Origin of the sequence: Marinibaculum pumilum (assembly GCF_042646425.1) — a bacterium.
Classification (GTDB): domain Bacteria; phylum Pseudomonadota; class Alphaproteobacteria; order Ferrovibrionales; family Ferrovibrionaceae; genus Marinibaculum; species Marinibaculum pumilum.
Window position 1 is genome coordinate 66333 of record NZ_JBHRTR010000034.1, and the last position, 18153, is coordinate 84485.

Genomic DNA, 18153 nt, shown 5'->3' on the forward strand with positions numbered 1-18153 from the left:
TCCGGTAGGGCGCTGCCGCGTTCCCGGCATTGCCACCTGTGCAGTTCAGTGTAATGCCGGGCATTATGTAAGTAAATACTGATATGGGGGTCAGCGGCGCAACGCATGCTCCATCGTCAGCTGGGTGACATGGGTCAGCCAGGCATCGCGGGCGGGGGCTGCGTCCAGGTCGCGGTCCAGATAGCTGGACAGGGTCCAGCGGTTGGACAGGTAGAAGTAGAGAAGGCCGGAAAAGGTCAGGAACAGGTCCGTCGCGGTGATGTCGCGGCGGAAATGCCCGGCGGCCACGCCGCGGGCCAGGATCCCTTCCAGCAGCCGCATCTTCGGCGAGGCGATGGCGCGGATCTTCTCGGAGTCGCGCAGATGCTTCGCGCGGTACAGGTTCTCCGTCGCCAGCATGCCCAGGAATTCCGGGTTGTCCTGGTAGTAGCGCCAGGTGAAGGCGATCAGCTGGCGCAGACCGTCGCGCGGGTCCAGCCGGTCCAGTTCCAGCGCCGCCTCCGCCGCCGCCTGGCGTTCGTACAGATGCTCCAGCGCGGCGACGTACAGGCCCTGCTTGCTGCCGAAATAGTAGTACAGGCTGCGCTCGTTGGAATTGGCCCGGCGCGCGATGCGGTCGGTGCGCGCGCCGCCGAAGCCGGAGGCGGCGAATTCCTGGATGCCGGCTTCCAGCAGGGCGGCGCGGGTGACCGCTGGTGCGCGCTCGCCTTTCCTGCGCGCCGCCGCGGCCGGGCGGGACGGTGCTGTCGTGCCGCCTTCATCTGCGGTCATGTCCTGCTGCTCCCGGTCGGTCGCCGCCAAAATATCAGTATCTGCTTACATGGGTTCGAGCTGTACCGTCCAGCACCGGCCATGTTCGTTCGAACATTCGAATGTCAGAAAATCGTCACCGAATGGGGAGGGGAACTGTAACACGCAGCCTTTAGGGAAGCCCGACGCAACCAGGTCGGGGACCCCCATTGCAAGCCAGCACCCTCACCGCCAGACAGGTCGAGATCGCGGAGATCGTCCGCACCGAGGGCTTCCAGTCGACGGCGGCGCTGGCCGCGCGTTTCGCCCTGACCGAGCAGACGATCCGCCGCGACGTGAACGAGCTCTGCCGGCAGGGGCTGCTGCGCCGGCGCCATGGCGGCGTGGAGCTGCCGGCGCCCAACCTCAATCTCGGGATCGAGCAGCGCCGGGTCCTGCAGTTCGCGGCGAAGCAGCGGGTGGCGCGGCTGGCCGCGGCACGGATCCCGCATGGCGCATCGATCGCGGTCAGCATCGGCACCACGCCGGAGATCGTGCTGCGCCACCTGCAGCACCACCGCGGCCTGCGCATCGTCACCAACAGCATCGCCGCCGCGCTCACCGCCATGGGCCTGCCGGATGCGGAGGTGACCATCGCGGGCGGCCGACTGCGGCCCGAAGGCTGGGACGTGCTGGGCGAACAGGCGGAGCGGATGTTCGCCGCGCACAAGGTCGATATCGGCCTGTTCGGCGTCGGCGGCGTCGACAGCGACGGCTGCCTGCTGGACTTCGCGGAGGAAGAGATCCGTGCCCGTGCCGCCATCGCCGCCAATTGCCGGACCAGCTTCCTGGTGCTGGACCACAGCAAGTTCGGCCGGCCGGCCCATGTCCGCGGCGGCCTGATCGCCGACCCGGACGTGGTGTTCTGCGACCGTGCCCCGCCGCCCGCAATCGCGCGGCAGCTTGCAGTCGCCGGACGCGAGCTGGTGGTCGCCGACGATGCGGAGCACGCGGCATGACCTCCATGTCCCGTTCTGCAGACGCCGCCGCCGGCGGCGAGGTCCGGGTGGAAGGCCTTGTACGCCGCTGGGGCGACACGACCGCGCTGGACGGAATCTCCTTCACCGCCGAGGCCGGCCGTTTCACCGTCCTGTTGGGACCCTCGGGCTGCGGCAAGTCGACGACCCTGCGCCTGGTCGCGGGCATCGACGCGGCCACCGCCGGCCGCATCCACATCGCCGGGCAGGAGGTGACCCACGCGCCGCCGGCGGCGCGCGGCATCGCCATGGTGTTCCAGTCCTATGCCCTGTTCCCGCACCTGAACGTGGCGGAGAACATCCTGTTCGGCCTGAAGGTCCGGCGCATCGCCCGGGCGGAGCGCGAGGCGCGGCTGAACCGGGTCGCGGCGCTGCTGGGACTTGAGGCGCTGCTGGGGCGCAAGCCGGCGCAGCTGTCGGGCGGCCAGCAGCAGCGGGTCGCGCTGGGGCGGGCGATCATCGCCGAAAAGCCGGTCTGCCTGATGGACGAGCCGCTGTCGAACCTGGACGCCAAGCTGCGCCACGAGATGCGGACGGAGATCCGCAGCCTGCAGCGCAAGCTCGGCATCACCATGCTGTACGTCACCCACGACCAGGCGGAGGCGATCGCCCTGGCCGACCGGATCGTGCTGCTGCACGAGGGCCGCATTGCCCAGGATGCCGGTCCGGAGGCGATCTACGGCGCCCCCGCCAACCTGACCGTCGCGCGCTTCATCGGCACGCCGCCGATGAACCTTCTCCAGCTGGAACCTGGGGCGAACGGCCATGCGATCCGGGGCCTGGAGCGGCCTCTGCTGCGGCTGCCCGTGGCGCGGCCGCTGGTGCTCGGCCTGCGGCCGGAAGACATCGCGGCGGTGGACACAGGCGGCCAGCCCGCGGTGGTGGAGGGGCTGGAATATCTGGGCGCCGACAGCCTGGTCGACTGCCGCCTGGGGGCGGAGCGGCTGACCGTGCGGATGCAGGGCGCGCAGCGGCTGCAGGCGGGACAGGTCCTGCAGCTGCGCTGGTCGCCCAGGGCGATGCACCTGTTCGACGCCGATACCGGCGAACGGCTGGACGAACTGACCCACGCGGCCGCCGGGATGGCGACCGGCTGTGGCGGAGGCGCCGGCTGAGCGGCCGGCGCAAGCGGACCGCCGGCGCCGCCGGCGGCCATACAGGGTGGAGAGAGGAACCAGACCGATGAAGCATACCAGCAAGCAGCTGCTCGGCCGGCGGCTGGGGGCGGGGGCCCTCGCCGCGGCGCTCGCCTTCGGGATCGCCGGTTTCGGCGGCAAGGCCCAGGCGACGGACCTGCAGTTCTTCTTCCCGGTGGCCGTGGGCGGCAAGGCTGCCGAGACCATCGAGGGGCTGACCAAGGAATACCTGGCCGCCAATCCGGACGTGAAGATCGACCCGGTCTATGCCGGCAGCTACCAGGACACCATCACGAAGACCCTGACCGCTGTGCGCGGCGGCCAGCCGCCGCAGCTCTCCGTGATCCTGGCGGTGGACATGTTCACCCTGCTGGAGGAAGACGCGATCGCCGCCTTCGAGGATCTGGTCGAGACCGAGGAGGAGAAGGCCTGGCTGACCTCCTTCTACCCGGCGTTCATGGAGAACAGCCGGACCGGCGGAAAGACCTACGGCATCCCGTTCCAGCGCTCCACCCCGGTGCTGTACTGGAACAAGACCGCCTTCGAGGAGGCCGGCCTGGACCCCGAGACGCCGCCGGCGACCTGGGACGAGATGGTCGCATTCGGCAAGAAGCTGACGAAGCGCGACAAGGACGGCAATGTCACCCAGTGGGGCCTGCGCATCCCGTCCTCCGGCTTCCCGTACTGGCTGTTCCAGGGCCTGACCACCGAGAACGGCGCGATCCTGGCCAACGACGCCGGCAACCAGACCAACTTCGACGACCCGAAGGTCGTGGAGGCGCTGCAGTTCCTGGTCGACCTGTCGAAGAAGTACGAGGTGATGGCCCCCGGCATCATCGAGTGGGGCACCACGCCGAAGGCCTTCTTCGAGGGCGAGACGGCGATGATGTGGACCACCACCGGCAACCTGACCAACGTGCGCAACAACGCGCCCTTCCCCTTCGGCGTCGCGATGCTGCCGAAGAAGGAGCGCCGCGGTGCGCCGACCGGCGGCGGCAACTTCTACATCTTCAAGGACTCCACCGAGGAACAGAAGCAGGCCTCGCTGGACTTCATCAAGTGGATCACCGCGCCGGAGCAGGCGGCGAAGTGGACCATCGCGACCGGCTATGTCGCGCCGCGTCCCGATGCCTGGGAGACCCCGGCGATGAAGGCATACGTCAAGGACTTCCCGCCGGCCCTGGTCGCCCGCGACCAGCTGCAACATGCAGTGGCGGAGCTCTCCACCTACCAGAACCAGCGGATCACCCAGATCCTGAACGACGCGCTGGAGGCGGCGATCACCGGCCGCAGCGAGCCGGGCCCTGCGCTGAAGGAAGCGCAGGAAAAGGCCGACGCGATCCTGAAGGACTATCACTGACGAAGGCCGGGGCCGGCGGCGCGCGCCGCCGGCCCCACCTTCCGGGGGCAACGGGCATGAGCCATCGCCTTAGCAACGAGCCCGTCCGTGGCCCTGTATCGTCGCGGCCCTCGGCTCGGGGGCCGAGGGCGACGGGGAGGCAGGGGGCGCGGCAGCTTCAACCAGCCATGCCGTCGCCCTCGGGCCTGACCCGAGGGCCGCGACGATACGGGGCCTCATCCCGATGACCGCCCGCCGCAGCTGGATCTATGCCTGGCTGTTCCTCAGCCCGGCGGTGATCCTCCTGGTCGCCTTCACCCACTATCCGGCGGCGCTGACCGTCTGGGACAGCTTCTTCTCCACCCCGCGCGGCCGGCGGCCGGCAAAGTTCGTCGGGCTGGAGAACTACGAGAAGCTGCTGGCGGACGAGCAGTTCTGGCAGGTGCTGGGCAACAATGCCTGGTACGCCCTGCTGACCATCCCGCTGTCGATCGTGCTGGCCCTGGCCATGGCGCTCTGGGTGAACGAGCGGCTGCGCGGCCGGGCCTTCCTGCGCATGGCCTATTTCACGCCGACCGTGCTGCCGCTGATCGCGGTGGCCAATATCTGGATGTTCTTCTACACGCCGGGCTTCGGCCTGATCGACCAGGTCACCGGCCTGTTCGGCCTGCCGCGCTGGAACTGGCTGGGGGACCCCTCCACCGCGCTGAACGCGCTGATCGTGGTGGCGATCTGGAAGGAGGCCGGCTTCTTCATGATCTTCTACCTGGCCGCCCTGCAGACCGTGCCGCCGAACCTGCGGGAGGCCGCGGCGATCGAGGGGGCGGGCCGCTGGACCTATTTCCGCCGGGTGCTGTTCCCGCTCTTGATGCCGACCACCCTGTTCGTCCTGGTCAATGCGGTGATCAACGCGATCCGGCTGGTGGACCATGTCTTCGTGATGACCGAGGGCGGGCCGGACAATGCCACCGCCCTGCTGCTGTTCTACGTCTACGAGACGGCCTTCCGGTTCTGGGACACGGCCTATGCCTCGACCCTGACGGTGGTGATCCTGCTGATCCTCGGTGTCGCGGCGATCGGCCAGTTCGTCCTGCTGGACAAGCGGGTGCACTACCGATGACGGCGCGGCTCCTGCACCCTTCCGCGGCTGCCGGCGGCTGGGACTATGACCGGGTACTGAACACGGCGGGCGCCTGGCTGCTGGCGCTGCTCTGGGTGGCGCCCCTGGCCTACGCGGTCTGGACCGCCTTCCATCCGGGCGCCTATGCCACCCGCTTCGACCTGACGGCGCCGCTGACCCTGGAGAATTTCGCCCGCGCCTGGGAGGCGGCGCCCTTCGCCCGCTATTTCCTGAACTCGGTGCTGCTGGTCACCCTGATCCTGGCGGGGCAGTTCATCCTCTGCACCCTGGCGGCCTTCGCCTTCGCGCGGTTCCGCTTTCCCGGCCGCGACCTGGTCTTCGTCCTGGTGCTGGTGCAGCTGATGATCATGCCCGACATCCTGATCGTGCAGAACTACCAGACCATGCGGGCGCTGGGCCTGGTGGACACGATCCTGGCGATCGGCCTGCCCTACATGGCCTCGGCCTTCGGCATCTTCCTGCTGCGCCAGACCTTCCTGACCGTGCCGAAGGAACTGGACGAGGCCGCGCGGGTGGAAGGGGCGGGCTTCCTGGAGGTGCTGTGGAAGGTCTATGTGCCCCTGGCGGCGCCGACCTACCTGGCCTACGGCCTGGTCTCGGTCAGCCACCACTGGAACAACTTCATCTGGCCGCTGATCATCACCAACTCGGTGGAGACCCGGCCGCTGACGGTCGGCCTGTCGGTCTTCGCCTCCACCGACCAGGGGGTCGACTGGTCGGTGATCACCGCCGCCACCCTGATGACCGCGGGGCCGCTGCTGGTCGCCTTCCTGCTATTCCAGCGCCAGTTCGTGCAGAGCTTCATGCGCGCCGGGGTGAAGTGAGGCATTTCTTGTCCGCTGGACCCTGTCGTTCTCGGGCTTGACCCGAGAACCCATTCCGCAAGCCTCACGGATGCCCGAGGGCTTGCGGAATGGATCCCGGCTCAAGGCCGGGATGACGGTCGGAGAGGTGCAATGGCTTCCCGGTCCGGCCTCGCGCCTGCCCCGCAGGCCTATTCCGCCGCGTCCTCGGCGCCGCCCTTCAGCGCCTCTTCCGGGGTCACGTCCTTGTCCAGGTGCATCGCCGTGCCGTTCATGCAGTAGCGCAGGCCGGTCGGCGCCGGGCCGTCCTCGAAGACATGGCCCAGATGGGCGTCGCAGGCGGCGCAGAGGACTTCGGTGCGGGTCATGAAGAAGCTGCGGTCGGTCTTCGTCGCGACATGGTCCGGTGCGATCGGTGCGGTGAAGCTGGGCCAGCCGGTGCCGGAATCGAACTTGGTGTCGGAGGCGAAGAGCGGCGTGCCGCAGCAGATGCAGCGATAGACGCCTGCCGCCTTGCTGTCCCAGTTGGGGCCGGTGAAGGCGCGCTCGGTGCCGTGCTTGCGGGTGACCTTGTACTGCTCCGGCGTCAGAAGGGCGCGCCATTCCTCGTCGGAGCGGGTGATGCGATCGACCATCGGGTCCTCCTTCTCGGTTCTTCAGCGGGCGTGGGCGTGATCCGCGTCGCCCTTAATCTTGGCGTTGTTGATGTGCAGGAAAAGGGCAAAAGCGTCGTAGGGCACCACCCGCAGGTCCTGCAGGATCGCCTGCGGGGTATGGGCGGCGACCGCGCGGCCCTCGCCCAGCACCAGCTCCGACGGGTCGGTGGTGGGCAGGGTCACCTCGAAATAGTCCCGCGGCATGGTCTCCAGCCCGGCAAAGGCGAAGTCGAAGGTCAGCCGCATGAAATAGCCGTGGCTCAGCGGCTCGACCCCCAGTTCCTCGCGGACCTCGCGCACCAGCGCCTGTTCCGGCGTCTCCCCCGCCTCGATGGCGCCGCCGAACAGGCCCCAATGGTCCGGGTACCAGATGCCGGGGATATCGTCGCGCAGCTGCAGCAGGTAGCGCCCGTCGGCCAGCCGCACCAGGGCGGCCACGGCGGGGCGGGGCACCAGCGGCAGCGGTGCATCGACAAAGGCATGGTCGGACATGGGGGCCTCGAACGGATGGCAGGCGGAGGATGTCGGCGGAAGATCTGGGCCGTCTTAGAGCATCACGCGGCGATCCGGTCGAGGCCGAAGGCCTCCGCCAGCAGTTCGTAGGAGCGCAGGCGCGCGCCGAAATCGTGGCAGATCGTCAGGGCGACGACCTCCTCGGTGCCGAAGGCGCGGGCCAGTTCCTCGATCCCGGCGCGGACAGCCTCCGGCGTGCCGACGATGGCCCGGCTGCGCCCGTCGGCGACGATTGCCGCCTCCGCCGCGCTGTAGTCGTGGGCCTCTGCCGCTTCCGGGGTCGGGTAGGGCAGGTGCCGCCCCTGACGCAGGCGCAGCAGGAACAGGTCCCGGCTGCGTGCCAGCCGGTCGGCCTCCTCCTGGCTCTCCGCCACCAGGACGAAGGTGCCGACGCTGGTCGCCGGCGCCTGCTGCAGCGCCGACGGGCGGAACAGCTTCCGGTACATCGCCGTCACTTCGGCCCCGGCATCGCCGCCGATGAAATGGGCGAAGCAGAAAGAGGTGCCCAGGAGGGCCGCGACCTGTGCGCTCTGGTCCGACGAGCCGAGCATCCAGACCGGCGGCGCATCGGGCCCCACCGGCATGGCGGCGATATGCGCGAAGGGATGTTCCGCCGGCATGGCGTCGGTGAGGTATCCGACCAGGTCGGCAACCTGGCGCGGGAAATGCCGCGGGTCGAAGCGGCCGTCGGAATAGCCGTTCGGGCCGCTGGCCAGGGCGACGGCGGTCAGCCCGTCGGAGCCCGGCGCACGGCCGATCCCCAGGTCGATGCGGCCCGGGAACATCAGCTCCAGCATGCGGAACTGCTCCGCCACCTTCAGCGGGCTGTAGTGGCTGAGCATCACGCCGCCGGCGCCGATCCGCATGTTGCGGGTCTCGCCGGCGATGCGGGCGATCATGATCTCCGGCGCGGAGCAGGCCAGGGCCGGGGTGGCGTGATGTTCCGCCAGCCAGTAGCGGTGATAGCCGAGCCGGTCGCAGGCCCGCGCCAGTTCCAGGCTCTCCGCCCAGGCATCGGCCGGTTTCCGCCCCGCGGCGATCGGGGATTGATCCAGCACGCTCAATCTGACCATAACGCCTCTCGATCGGCGGGACGGGCGGTCCCGACAGGTTCCTGAACCGGGACAGGCGGCAGAGAATGACAGACCCTGCGGAGATCCTCGACTTCTGGTTCGCACCCGACGTGGTGGAACTGCACTGGAAGAAGGATGCGGCCTTCGACGACCGGGTCCGGACCCGGTTCGGCGAGCTGCATGCGGCGGCCGCGCGCGGGGCGCTGGATGGTTGGCGGGTCACCGCCGACGGCACCCTGGCGCTGCTGATCGTGCTGGACCAGTTCAGCCGCAACCTGTTCCGGGACAGCCCGAAGGCCTATGCCTGCGATCCGGAGGCCCGCCAGATCGCGATCGAGGCGATCGCGCGCGGCCAGGACATGCAGGTACCGCAGGACCGCCGACACTTCTTCTACCTGCCGCTGGAGCATTCGGAGGACCTGGCCCACCAGGACCGCTGCATCGCCCTGATGCGGGAGCGGACGGGCAGCGAAACGTTCGTCGACTATGCGAAGGCGCACCAGCGGATCATCGCGCGGTTCGGCCGCTTTCCGCACCGCAACGCGGTGCTCGGCCGCACCTCGACGGCGGAGGAGGAGGCCTTCCTGAAGGAGCCGGGCTCCTCCTTCTGACGCCGCTGCGGGTCAGTTCGCGCTCGGCGGCGGCGGGACGATCGTCTCCGGCGTGTCGTCGGGATGCAGCGCCACGACCTCGATCGTGCCGCGCGCGGTGTCGCAGTTGCCCGCCGCGGCCGGCAGGCCGGTCAGTGCGACCCGGGTGCCCGGGTCGAAGCGCCAGCCGCCTCCCGACAGGCTGTAGAGATGACCGTGCGGCGTCTCCAGCAGCATGCAGCCCCGCCCCTGGCGCACCGTGCCCCGGACCGAGAAGCTGCCGTCCGGCACGCCGCCCGCCAGCATCGCGTCGCCGCTGCCGGTGACCCGGAAGCGGCCGCTGTTCAGGGTGCTGCCGTCGCCGTTCTGCAGGGTGACCACCAGTTCCTCGCCCTGCCGCGCCCAGTCGGGCACCGGGATCTCCGTCTCGACCTCTCCCGACGGGCCGACCGCGACGGCGGCCACCCTTTGCCAGACGGTGCCGGGCGGGCCGACGCCGATCGCCGCCTCGCCCTCCGGCAGGCCGCTGCCGGAAACGGTCAGCCGGCTGCCGGCCGCGCCTTCGCGCGGCCAGATCATCAGGCTCTGTACGCTGCGGCGGGCCGGCTGATAGCCCTCCCGGGTCAGGCCGTCCCGGTTGGCGGGCCGCCGCGGTGCCGCGGCCGCTTCCGCCGGCCCGGCCGCGGGTGCCGCCTCCTGCGTCGCAGGCGCGGCCCCGGAAGCAGCCGGTGCGCCCGGCAGGCGCAGCACCCATCCGGGCCGGATGCGGCGCGGATCGGCGATCTGCGGGTTGGCATTCATCAGGTCGTCGACCGCCGTGCCGCAGCGTCGCGCGATGGCGGCGAGGGTGTCGCCGCGGCTGACGGTCGCGCTGTCGCCGCAGGGGCCTGCGGCCAGCGCCGGCTTGGCGGCGGCCAGGACGGCAAGGCTGCAGGCAAGCAGCATCGTGGCGCCGGCGAGGCGCACCGATCGGCGGCGATGCGGACTTCCAGGGGACATGTTGCCGTTGCTCCGCCCCCACTCTTGCCCGGCAGGGGACGTGAGGACAACCGTCGGCGCGTCCTGCAGGTTCCCGGGGATAGCCCGGGTCAGGCGGCGGCCTTCAGCCGGTCGCGGTCGTGCGGTGAGTCCAGGGACAAGGCAGGGCCCTTCGGCACGATGCCGGTCGGGTTCACGCCGCGATGACTCTCGTAATAATGCCCCTTGATGTGCCGCAGGTTCACCGTGTCTGCGATTCCGGGGACCTGGTAGAGTTCGCGCAGGTAGTTCTGCAGGTTCGGATAGTCGGCGATCCGCTGCCGGTTGCACTTGAAATGGCCGACATAGACCGGGTCGAAGCGGACGAGGGTGGTGAACAGCCGCCAGTCCGCTTCGGTGATGCGGTTACCGGCCAGGTAGCGCTGGCGCGCAAGCCGGGCCTCGACCTCGTCCAGGGCGGCGAACAGGGCGTCGAAGGCCTCTTCATAGGCCTCCTGCGTGGTCGCGAAGCCGCACTTGTACACGCCGTTATTGATGTCGTTGTAGACCCGCTCGTTGATCGCGTCGATCTCGGCACGCAGCGCCTTCGGATAGAGGTCCAGCTGCGGATTGCCGATGCCGCCGCCCAGATGGTCGAAGCCGCTGTTGAACATGCGGATGATCTCCGCACTCTCGTTGTTGACGATCGTGCCTTCCTTCCGGTCCCACAGGACCGGCACCGTGACCCGGCCGGTATAGTCCGGCTGCGCGGCGGTATAGACCTGATGCATGTAGTCGGCGCCGTTCACCGTGTCGGGGATGCAGCCCGGCCGGTCGGAGAACTCCCAGCCGTTTTCCAGCATCAGCCAGTCGACCACCGACAGGCTGATCGCATCCTCCAGCCGCTTCAGGCGGCGCACGATCAGGGCACGATGCGCCCAGGGACAGGCGAGGGAGACATAGAGATGGTAGCGGCCGGCTTCCGCCGGGAAGCGGTCGTCGCCGATGCTGTCCCGGAAGGCGGAATCCTGGCGCACGAAGCGCCCGCCGGACTTGCTGGTGTCGTACCACTTGTCCTGCCACTTGCCGTCGACCAGGAGTCCCATCGCAGCCGCTCCCTTCTCTATCCTGTCCCGTCGGCCTGCGATCAGGCCGACAGCTTCTTCGCGATCTCGGCGACATGGCGGCCCTGGAAGCGGGCCAGCGCCAGCTCCTTCTCGCCGGGCTGCCGGCTGCCATCGCCGAGCGCCATGGTCCCGGCGCCGTAGGGCGAGCCGCCGCGGCGCTCGTCGATCTCCAGCAGTTCCTTGGCGGAATAGGGAATGCCGACGATCACCATGCCGTGGTGCATCAGGGTGACCTGGGTGGAGAGAATGGTGGTCTCGTTGCCGCCGCCGGTGGCGGTGGAGGTGAAGACGCTGCCGACCTTGCCGATCAGCTTGCCGTTCATCCAGTGACCGCCGGTCTGGTCCCAGAAATTCCGCATCTGGGAGGCCATGTTGCCGAACCGGGTCGGGGTGCCGACGATGATCGCGTCATAGTCCGGCAGCTCCGCCGGGTCGGCGATCGGCGCCTCCTGGTCGAGCTTCGCGCCCGCCTTCTCCGCGACCTCGCGCGGCATCAGTTCCGGCACGCGCTTGATCACCGCCTCGGCGCCGTCGACCTGGCGGATGCCTTCCGCCACTGCCTTCGCCATCGTCTCGATATGGCCGTAGGTCGAATAGTAGAGAACCAGAACCTTCGTCATCTCGCCCTTCCTGTCCGGCCTGGATGCCGGATCCGTTGACCTTCCCGGCGGATATAGGGGGCCTGCAGGCATGGAAAAGCGGTCTGGTGCCGACGCATTGTTCCGAATGAGTGGACAATGGCCGGGGCGAGGCCGTACGGCCGGTCTCCGGACGGACAGGGAATTGCCTGCGGCGGATCGATCGCCTAGCTAGAGGATATGGATGCGCGCATGCCAAAGGACCCCCTGCGCCGGCTGCGGCCGGAGGGCCTGATCATCGCCGCCGGAATCCTGGCCGGCGCGGCGCTCGGGCTGCTGATCGACCCGTCACGCCTCGCCGGGCTGGACAATGCGCTGGAGGCCTATCTGCTGGCGCCCCTGATCGCCGCGGTCAACGCCGGCATCTCCTGCTTCTGAGGGCCGGCCGCCTGACCGCGGCCCCGATCGCTGCGGCCGTCAGGCGGAAGGGGGCTTGCCCCGGTCGGCGGAGGCTTTCAGCAGGTCGCGGATCTCTTCCAGCAGCACCTCCTGCCGGGGCGGCGCGACCGCGACCTCGGCGCCGCTCTCGAAGCGGCGCCGGATCCTGTTCATCTGGCGCACGACCAGGAACAGCACCACCGCCACCACGACGAACTTGATCAGGGCGTTGATGAAGGTGCCATAGGCCCAGACCGGTACGCCGGCCTCCTTCGCCTCGGCAAGCGAGGCCGGGGTCTGGTCGCCTGCCAGGACGACGAAGAAGTCGGAGAAGTCGAGGCCGCCGAGGATCACGCCGATCGGCGGCATGACGATGTCGTTCACCAGCGAGGTGACGATCGCGGTGAAGGCGGCGCCGATGATGATGCCGACGGCCAGGTCGACGACATTGCCCCGCAGGGCGAACTCCTTGAACTCCTTGAGCATCGCTTTTCTCCAAGCCAGGACGATGTCCGGAGTTCGCGCCCATTCCCGCGCTTTGTCCAGGGCGCGATTGCGCTTCGATCCGGCCACGGGGGCGGGCCGCACGGGGCCGGCAGGCGCCCGATGGACCGCCATCGCGGCGCATGTTCAGATGCCGCCGCCGGCAGGCGGCGCAACCTCTCGGAGGCAGCATGATCACCGTCCATCACCTGAACGATTCCCGCTCGCAGCGCATCCTCTGGTTCCTGGAGGAACTGGGCCAGCCCTACGGCATCGTGCAGTACAAGCGGAATCCGGAGACCAATCTGGCGCCGCCGGAGCTGAAGCAGATCCATCCCCTGGGGAAGTCGCCGGTGATCGTCGACGACGGCCAGGTGATCGCCGAGTCGGGGGCGATCGTCGAATATCTGGCGCGCAAATACGGCGAGGGCCGCTATGCGCCGGAACCGGGCGCCGCCGACTATCCCCGCTATCTGCACTGGATGCATTTCGCCGAGGGTTCGGCGATGCTGCCATTCCTGCTGAACCTCTATGTCAGCCGGCTGGGCGATGCCGGCGCGCCGCTGCAGCCGCGCATCCAGAGCGAGCTGGCGAACCACCTGTCCTATATCGACGGTGCGCTGCAGGGCAGCGACTGGCTGATGGGCTCGCAGCTGACCGCGGCCGACATCCTGATGAGCTTCGTGGCCGAGATCGCGGCGGTCTACGGACTGCTCGACAGCTATCCGGCGCTGGCCGCCTACCGGGAGCGGATCCATGCCCGGCCGGCCTATACCGCCGCGATCGAGCGGGGCGGTCCCTACCGCTTCGCCTGACGGGCTGACCGGGGAGCGGCGGCGCAATGGAACCCGCGGTCCATCTGCAGCATCAGCGCTTCCGTCTGCGCGCCTGGATCCGGACCCGGCTCTGGGCACAGGTGATCGCCGGGCTGCTGGCCGGCCTGGGCCTGGGCACCCTGCTGGGGCCGGATGTGGGCTGGCTGCCGCCCGCCACGGCCGAGGTGGTCGGGCGCTGGCTGGCCCTGCCTGGGCAGTTGTTCCTGGGCCTGATCGCGATGGTCCTGGTGCCGCTGATCTTTGCCTCCGTGGTGGGCGGCCTGACCGGCGCCGGATCGGGGCGGGAGCTGCGGCAGGTCGGCCTGCGCTTCGCCGCCTTTGTCGGCGTCACCACTTTGGCCGCGGCCTGGATCGGCATCTTCCTGGCCGACTGGCTGCAGCCCGGCGCCCCGCTGGCGGGTACCCTTCGGCTGCCGCCGCAATCTGCCGATGATGGCACCGTCTTCGACCTCGGACTCATTCCGGGGGCGATCGCCAATGTGGTGCCGACCAATCCGACCGCCGCCATCGTGGATGGCGACATGCTGGCGGTCGTCGTGCTGGCTGTCCTGGTCGGCATCGCCGCCACCCAGGTGGACCGGGACAAGGTGGGGCCGTTCCTCGGCCTGCTCGACGCCCTGCTGTCGATCTCCATGACGGTCGTGAAGTGGGCGATGTTCCTGGCGCCCTGGGCGGTTCTGGGCCTGATGGCGCAGCTGGTGATGCGCACCGGCCTGCAGACGGTGGTCGGCATGTCAGCCTATGTCGGCACGGTCCTGCTGGGCCTGGCGCTGCTGATGCTGGTCTACATGGCAGTCCTGATGGCGGCCGGCACGCGGCCGGTCACCTTCCTGCGCGAAGCCGGCGGCACCCTGCTGCTGGCCTTCTCCACCTCCAGCTCCTCGGCGATCATGCCGATGACGATCGGCACCGCGAAGCGGCTCGGCGTGCCGGAGCGGATCGGCAACCTGGTCGTGCCGCTGGGCGCCACGATGAACATGGCCGGCACCGCCCTCTACCAGTCGGTGGCGATCCTGTTCCTGGCGCAGATGTCCGGCGTGGACCTGGGTTTCGCTAAGATCGCGCTGATCACCACCACCCTGGTCGCCTCCTCGATCGGCGCGCCGGGCACGCCGGGCGTCAGCATCGCGATCCTGATGAGCGTTGCCGCCGCCGCCGGGATCCCGGCGGAAGGGGTGGTGATCATCCTGGGGGTCGACCGGATCCTGGACATGTGCCGCACGACGGTGAATGTCAGCGGCGACCTGGTCGCCTGCCTGCTGCTGCGGCACAGGGCCGCCGCCGCCGGCATCCCCGCATAGAGACTGCCTAGATTTGGTAGAAAACGTGTCGTTCTCGGGCTTGACCCGAGAACCCATTCCGCCAGCTGCTCAGAGGCCGCAAAGTTGGCGGAATGGATCCAGGATCAAGTCCGGGATGACGTTAGTGGTCGCGTCACCGCTTCCATCCGGACCGCTTCCAACCAAGTGGTGACCGGCCAAGTTGTGACCGCGCTGGAAGCCGGGCCTACTGCCGCATCGACTGCAGTTCGTCGGGCGACAGGCGGCCGTCGCGGTTGCTGTCCGCGGCAGAGAAGACGTTGCCGAAATAGAACCAGTACTCGTCGAAGCTCACCAGGCCGTCGGCGTTCTTGTCCAGCGGGTTGGCTGCACCCCGGGCGAGGCCCATCTCCGCGTCGCTGAGGGCACCGTCCCGGCTCTGGTCCAGGGACTGAAACTTGGCCAGCGCCGAATCCTGCGCCTCCTTCTGGTCCATGAAGCCGTCGCCGTTGGTGTCCAGCCGTTCCGAGATCTGCGCCAGTGCGGGGAGAGAGGGGGCGCCGGCCAGGCAGGCCAGGACCGCCGCCGCCACGGCCAGCGGAACGGCGCGGCACCGTCCTGTGGGGCGGGCGGGCTGATGCAGATCCGGCATGACGGCTCTCCTGTTCGGTATCGACCGCAGATGGGGGGCCCGCATCCGTCAGCGCGGGCGCTTCATGGTGAACACCTCGTTCACCACGGCATAATCCAGATAGCCCATGCGGGCCAGGGGGCGGATCTTCGTGATGTCGACCCGGTCGCCGGTGATCACGTCGTCGCGGATATGGATGCCGACGACCTCGCCGATCACCATGGAGTTCACATGCTCCGGATTCCAGGACGGCATCTCGACCGTCTGCAGGTAGACGCATTCGAGGTTCGCCGCCGCCTCTTTCACCCGCGGCGCCTTGATCAGGTTGCAGGGGGCCGCCTCCAGCCCCGCCAGCGCCATCTCGTCCACCCCCCGCTCGACATGGCGGGAGCTCTCGTTCATCTGCTCCCGAAGGTCGTAGCTGGCCAGGTTGACGACGAACTCGCCGGTTTCCTCCGCATTGATGCGGCTGTCCTTCAGCGGACCGTCCTTGTGCGGGCCGTTGGTGCAGAACATCACCATCGGCGGATCGTCGCCGACGGCGTTGTAGAAGGAATAGGGCGCCAGGTTGACCTTGCCGTCGGTGCTGATCGTGCTGATCCAGCCGATCGGGCGGGGCACGACCAGCGACTTGAAGGGGCGATGGGGCAGCGGCGGCGGGTCGCTGGTCTTGTAAAACATGCAGGGGCTCCGATATCTGTGGCGCTGAGGGGCCGCTCATGATAATGAGCAGCCCGCATTGGGACGCAAGCCGCTTTCATGGTGAAGGCGGCACCCATTGGATCACGGTAACGGGGTCTGAGGGGATCCCGGCCGCAGTCGGCGCATCCGACTGCAATTGCGGCGCGCAGCGCCGTGACGCCGGGCCCGGAAGAAAGAAGAGCTGCCATGCAGGCATGCAAGCCGGACGTGCAACGACGACGACTGAGCGAGGTGGTGCGCATGCACCGCGGCCTCGCGGCCTGTCCGGCTTAGCCCTCGGGGTCCCGGCCAGGCCATCGGTTTTTGGACTGGCACAGTTTGGGATCTACGAAGGTGACGATCGACACCCTCCTGCCGCAGGATGCGGCCTCCAACGACATTCTCCTCGACAAGGCGTTCGGCGCCGGCCGGCACGAAAAGGCCGCCTCGCGCCTGCGGAACGGGCTGGAAATCCTGCCCCAGCTGGGCCTCTGCGTGCGCAGCGAAGGCCGGCTGATCGGTTCGCTCGCCTTCTGGCCGATCCAGGTCGGCGGCACCCCCGCCATCCTGCTGGGGCCGCTGGCGGTGGAACCCGGCCGGCAGGGCCTGGGCATCGGCAAGGCGCTGATCGCCGCCGGCCTGAAGCGGGCGCATGACCTGGGCCATACCTACTGCGTGCTGGTCGGCGATCCGGCCTACTACACCCAGTTCGGCTTCCAGGCGGCGAGCCCCGCCGGCATCGTGATGCCCGGCAACCCGGACCCGAAGCGGCTGCTGGCGCTGAACCTCCAGGACGACGTGGCCGCCCGCGCCCTGCTCGGCGTCAGCGGCATGGTGGCCGGCGCCCGCGCCTGATCCGGAATACCGGGCGGGCGTCATCACGCCCGCCCGGCCGGACGGCGCGGTTCAGCGCCGCCTGCCCCAGGCCGGCCAGACCCGGAACCGGGCGCGGCAGCCATTGTCGACCCAGATGCCCCGCGCGCTGGCCCCCCAGCTATGGCCTTCCCGGCATTCGCCGCTGCGGTTGGAATATTGCTGCTCAAGGGCCACGCCGCCGCTGGTATCGGCGTAGCAGAAGGCGCGGCGATATCCCTGGCTGGCGCAGTCCAGGGTGAAGCTCGACGGCTGGCCGCGCCCCGGTGCGCCATGGCCGCCCGGCCTCTGCCAAGGGGGGCGCGGACCGCCCGGCTGCGCGCCCAGAAGCCCGCCCAGGGGCTGGCCGACAATGCCGGGCGGCGGGCGGCCCCGATCGCGATCCCGGCCATCATCCCAGGGACGGCCCCTGTCCCAGCCCCGTCGGGCGCCGTACGGCGGTCCGGCCCAGAACAGGGCGCGGCAGCCGTCATTCACCCAGACGCCCCGCTGGTCCCAGCCCCAGCTCTGCCCTTCCACGCAGCGCCCGCGCCCGCGGGAATACTGTTCGAACAGCTGCACCCCGCCGCGGGTGTCGGCGGGGCAGTGCTTGTAGTGATAGTTCTCGCTGTAGCAGGGGACCGTCGAGCCCCCGCTGCGCGCCGCCGCCGTGCCGGCCAGCGCCAACGCGGCCGCGGCCACCAGCATCGCTGCGCCCGCGGCGATTCCCGCCCGGCATACCGGTCTCAACCCCATCGCCTTGCCTCCCGTTCGACCCCCATCCCGGCAAAAGGGTGGCGGCCGGGGGCTGAACCGGGACTGAAGGCGGCGGTTGGCCGAGGTTCAGGTTGGCCGTTGCCGCCCGCTCACATGTCGCTGGCGTCGAAGGCGATGACGTGGCCGGCGGGGGACAGGGTGCAGCGATAGCTGAGCAGGCCATTGCCGAAATCGGTGGAAACCCTGGCCACTTCCTGCACGACGGTATTGCCGCCCTGCTGCCGGGCATCGGTGCGTTCCACGTCGATGGCGACCCGCCGCGCCTGCGACGCCTGCTGGTGGACATAGTTGTTCAGCGAATCGCGGCAGGCGGCGAGGTCCCGCTGCGACACCCCGGCATTCTGCTCCGGCGGCCGCCAGCCGCCGGACGGCTGGCCGCCACTCTGGCGCCCGTCATTCTGTCGCCAGGGCATGTCGGTAACCGGAATGCCGGCGCTGGCGGCCGGCGGCGGCGGCCGGCGGACACCCGGCGTCGGCCCGCAGGCATCCCAATTGCCCTGGATGAACTTGCCGCGGC

The 18153-nt window shown here is 69.3% G+C and carries 22 protein-coding genes; 10 read left to right on the forward strand and 12 right to left on the reverse strand.

Translation table 11 applies throughout. The features are described 5' to 3' along the window. Window positions 1-90: 90 nt before the first annotated feature. Window positions 91-771 carry a TetR family transcriptional regulator gene (locus ACFOGJ_RS20155; protein WP_379903902.1) on the reverse strand — a complete coding sequence of 227 codons (681 nt, stop codon included), beginning with the start codon at window positions 769-771 and terminating at the stop codon, window positions 91-93. Window positions 772-959: 188 nt separating this feature from the next. Here ACFOGJ_RS20155 and ACFOGJ_RS20160 point away from each other — a divergent pair, with 188 nt between their 5' ends. The 5 genes from ACFOGJ_RS20160 to ACFOGJ_RS20180 all read left to right on the forward strand — a co-directional run bounded on the left by ACFOGJ_RS20160 (window position 960) and on the right by ACFOGJ_RS20180 (window position 6206). Beyond that, on the forward strand, window positions 960-1748 hold the full coding sequence (locus ACFOGJ_RS20160; RefSeq protein ID WP_379903904.1) for a DeoR/GlpR family DNA-binding transcription regulator: 789 nt from the start codon (window positions 960-962) through the stop codon (window positions 1746-1748). Between the two features lie 5 nt (window positions 1749-1753). Further along, window positions 1754-2881: an ABC transporter ATP-binding protein gene (locus tag ACFOGJ_RS20165; RefSeq protein WP_379903905.1), complete on the forward strand. Its 1128-nt coding sequence runs from the start codon at window positions 1754-1756 to the stop codon at window positions 2879-2881. A 67-nt stretch (window positions 2882-2948) separates the two neighbouring features. Then, window positions 2949-4262: an ABC transporter substrate-binding protein gene (locus tag ACFOGJ_RS20170; RefSeq protein ID WP_379903907.1), complete on the forward strand. Its 1314-nt coding sequence runs from the start codon at window positions 2949-2951 to the stop codon at window positions 4260-4262. A gap of 223 nt (window positions 4263-4485) precedes the next feature. Continuing rightward, on the forward strand, window positions 4486-5361 hold the full coding sequence (locus ACFOGJ_RS20175) for a carbohydrate ABC transporter permease (protein ID WP_379903909.1): 876 nt from the start codon (window positions 4486-4488) through the stop codon (window positions 5359-5361). After that, complete coding sequence (locus tag ACFOGJ_RS20180) at window positions 5358-6206, forward strand: carbohydrate ABC transporter permease (protein ID WP_379903911.1); 849 nt, start codon at window positions 5358-5360, stop codon at window positions 6204-6206. The genes ACFOGJ_RS20175 and ACFOGJ_RS20180 overlap by 4 nt, the downstream gene beginning before the upstream one ends. A gap of 170 nt (window positions 6207-6376) precedes the next feature. Here ACFOGJ_RS20180 and msrB read toward each other — a convergent pair whose 3' ends face one another. The 3 genes from msrB to ACFOGJ_RS20195 all read right to left on the reverse strand — a co-directional run bounded on the left by msrB (window position 6377) and on the right by ACFOGJ_RS20195 (window position 8427). Beyond that, a complete protein-coding gene (msrB, locus tag ACFOGJ_RS20185) occupies window positions 6377-6820 on the reverse strand; it encodes a peptide-methionine (R)-S-oxide reductase MsrB (RefSeq protein ID WP_379903913.1) in 444 nt (147 codons plus the stop codon). A gap of 21 nt (window positions 6821-6841) precedes the next feature. Then, window positions 6842-7333, reverse strand: coding sequence for an NUDIX hydrolase (locus tag ACFOGJ_RS20190; protein ID WP_379903915.1), 492 nt, complete (start codon window positions 7331-7333; stop codon window positions 6842-6844). 62 nt (window positions 7334-7395) lie between these two features. Continuing rightward, on the reverse strand, window positions 7396-8427 hold the full coding sequence (locus ACFOGJ_RS20195; RefSeq protein WP_379903917.1) for an LLM class flavin-dependent oxidoreductase: 1032 nt from the start codon (window positions 8425-8427) through the stop codon (window positions 7396-7398). 65 nt (window positions 8428-8492) lie between these two features. On the opposite strand from ACFOGJ_RS20195, the gene ACFOGJ_RS20200 reads away from it, so the two are divergent. Next, the gene (locus ACFOGJ_RS20200) at window positions 8493-9038 is read left to right on the forward strand and encodes a DUF924 family protein (RefSeq protein ID WP_379903919.1); all 546 of its coding nucleotides are present in this window, start codon (window positions 8493-8495) and stop codon (window positions 9036-9038) included. Between the two features lie 12 nt (window positions 9039-9050). Here the strand turns inward: ACFOGJ_RS20200 and ACFOGJ_RS20205 are convergent, their stop codons facing one another. The 3 genes from ACFOGJ_RS20205 to wrbA all read right to left on the reverse strand — a co-directional run bounded on the left by ACFOGJ_RS20205 (window position 9051) and on the right by wrbA (window position 11721). Next, window positions 9051-10016, reverse strand: a complete 966-nt coding sequence (locus ACFOGJ_RS20205) for a LysM peptidoglycan-binding domain-containing protein (RefSeq protein WP_379903921.1) — start codon at window positions 10014-10016, stop codon at window positions 9051-9053. A gap of 89 nt (window positions 10017-10105) precedes the next feature. After that, window positions 10106-11080 (reverse strand): glutathione S-transferase family protein, encoded by a 975-nt coding sequence (locus ACFOGJ_RS20210; RefSeq protein ID WP_379903923.1) that lies wholly within the window; start codon window positions 11078-11080, stop codon window positions 10106-10108. Between the two features lie 41 nt (window positions 11081-11121). Then, window positions 11122-11721 (reverse strand): NAD(P)H:quinone oxidoreductase, encoded by a 600-nt coding sequence (gene wrbA, locus ACFOGJ_RS20215; RefSeq protein WP_379903925.1) that lies wholly within the window; start codon window positions 11719-11721, stop codon window positions 11122-11124. Window positions 11722-11931: 210 nt separating this feature from the next. Between wrbA and ACFOGJ_RS20220 the strand changes: the two genes are divergently transcribed. Continuing rightward, entirely contained in the window at window positions 11932-12117 is a 186-nt protein-coding gene (locus ACFOGJ_RS20220) for a hypothetical protein (protein WP_379903927.1), read from the forward strand. A 39-nt stretch (window positions 12118-12156) separates the two neighbouring features. Here the strand turns inward: ACFOGJ_RS20220 and mscL are convergent, their stop codons facing one another. After that, window positions 12157-12603 carry a large conductance mechanosensitive channel protein MscL gene (gene mscL, locus ACFOGJ_RS20225; protein WP_379903929.1) on the reverse strand — a complete coding sequence of 149 codons (447 nt, stop codon included), beginning with the start codon at window positions 12601-12603 and terminating at the stop codon, window positions 12157-12159. A gap of 188 nt (window positions 12604-12791) precedes the next feature. Between mscL and ACFOGJ_RS20230 the strand changes: the two genes are divergently transcribed. Both ACFOGJ_RS20230 and ACFOGJ_RS20235 read left to right on the forward strand, forming a co-directional pair. Next, on the forward strand, window positions 12792-13415 hold the full coding sequence (locus ACFOGJ_RS20230) for a glutathione S-transferase family protein (protein WP_379903931.1): 624 nt from the start codon (window positions 12792-12794) through the stop codon (window positions 13413-13415). 26 nt (window positions 13416-13441) lie between these two features. Next, complete coding sequence (locus ACFOGJ_RS20235; RefSeq protein ID WP_379903933.1) at window positions 13442-14737, forward strand: dicarboxylate/amino acid:cation symporter; 1296 nt, start codon at window positions 13442-13444, stop codon at window positions 14735-14737. A 205-nt stretch (window positions 14738-14942) separates the two neighbouring features. Here the strand turns inward: ACFOGJ_RS20235 and ACFOGJ_RS20240 are convergent, their stop codons facing one another. Continuing rightward, window positions 14943-15347: a hypothetical protein gene (locus ACFOGJ_RS20240; RefSeq protein WP_379903935.1), complete on the reverse strand. Its 405-nt coding sequence runs from the start codon at window positions 15345-15347 to the stop codon at window positions 14943-14945. A 48-nt stretch (window positions 15348-15395) separates the two neighbouring features. Further along, window positions 15396-16007 (reverse strand): flavin reductase family protein, encoded by a 612-nt coding sequence (locus tag ACFOGJ_RS20245; RefSeq protein ID WP_379903937.1) that lies wholly within the window; start codon window positions 16005-16007, stop codon window positions 15396-15398. 354 nt (window positions 16008-16361) lie between these two features. Here ACFOGJ_RS20245 and ACFOGJ_RS20250 point away from each other — a divergent pair, with 354 nt between their 5' ends. After that, window positions 16362-16862 (forward strand): GNAT family N-acetyltransferase, encoded by a 501-nt coding sequence (locus ACFOGJ_RS20250; RefSeq protein ID WP_379903939.1) that lies wholly within the window; start codon window positions 16362-16364, stop codon window positions 16860-16862. Between the two features lie 51 nt (window positions 16863-16913). Here the strand turns inward: ACFOGJ_RS20250 and ACFOGJ_RS20255 are convergent, their stop codons facing one another. Both ACFOGJ_RS20255 and ACFOGJ_RS20260 read right to left on the reverse strand, forming a co-directional pair. Further along, entirely contained in the window at window positions 16914-17615 is a 702-nt protein-coding gene (locus ACFOGJ_RS20255; RefSeq protein ID WP_379903941.1) for a DUF3011 domain-containing protein, read from the reverse strand. A 110-nt stretch (window positions 17616-17725) separates the two neighbouring features. Further along, window positions 17726-18153, reverse strand: a 428-nt coding sequence (locus ACFOGJ_RS20260; protein ID WP_379903943.1) for a hypothetical protein, incomplete at its 5' end; no start/stop codon positions are given.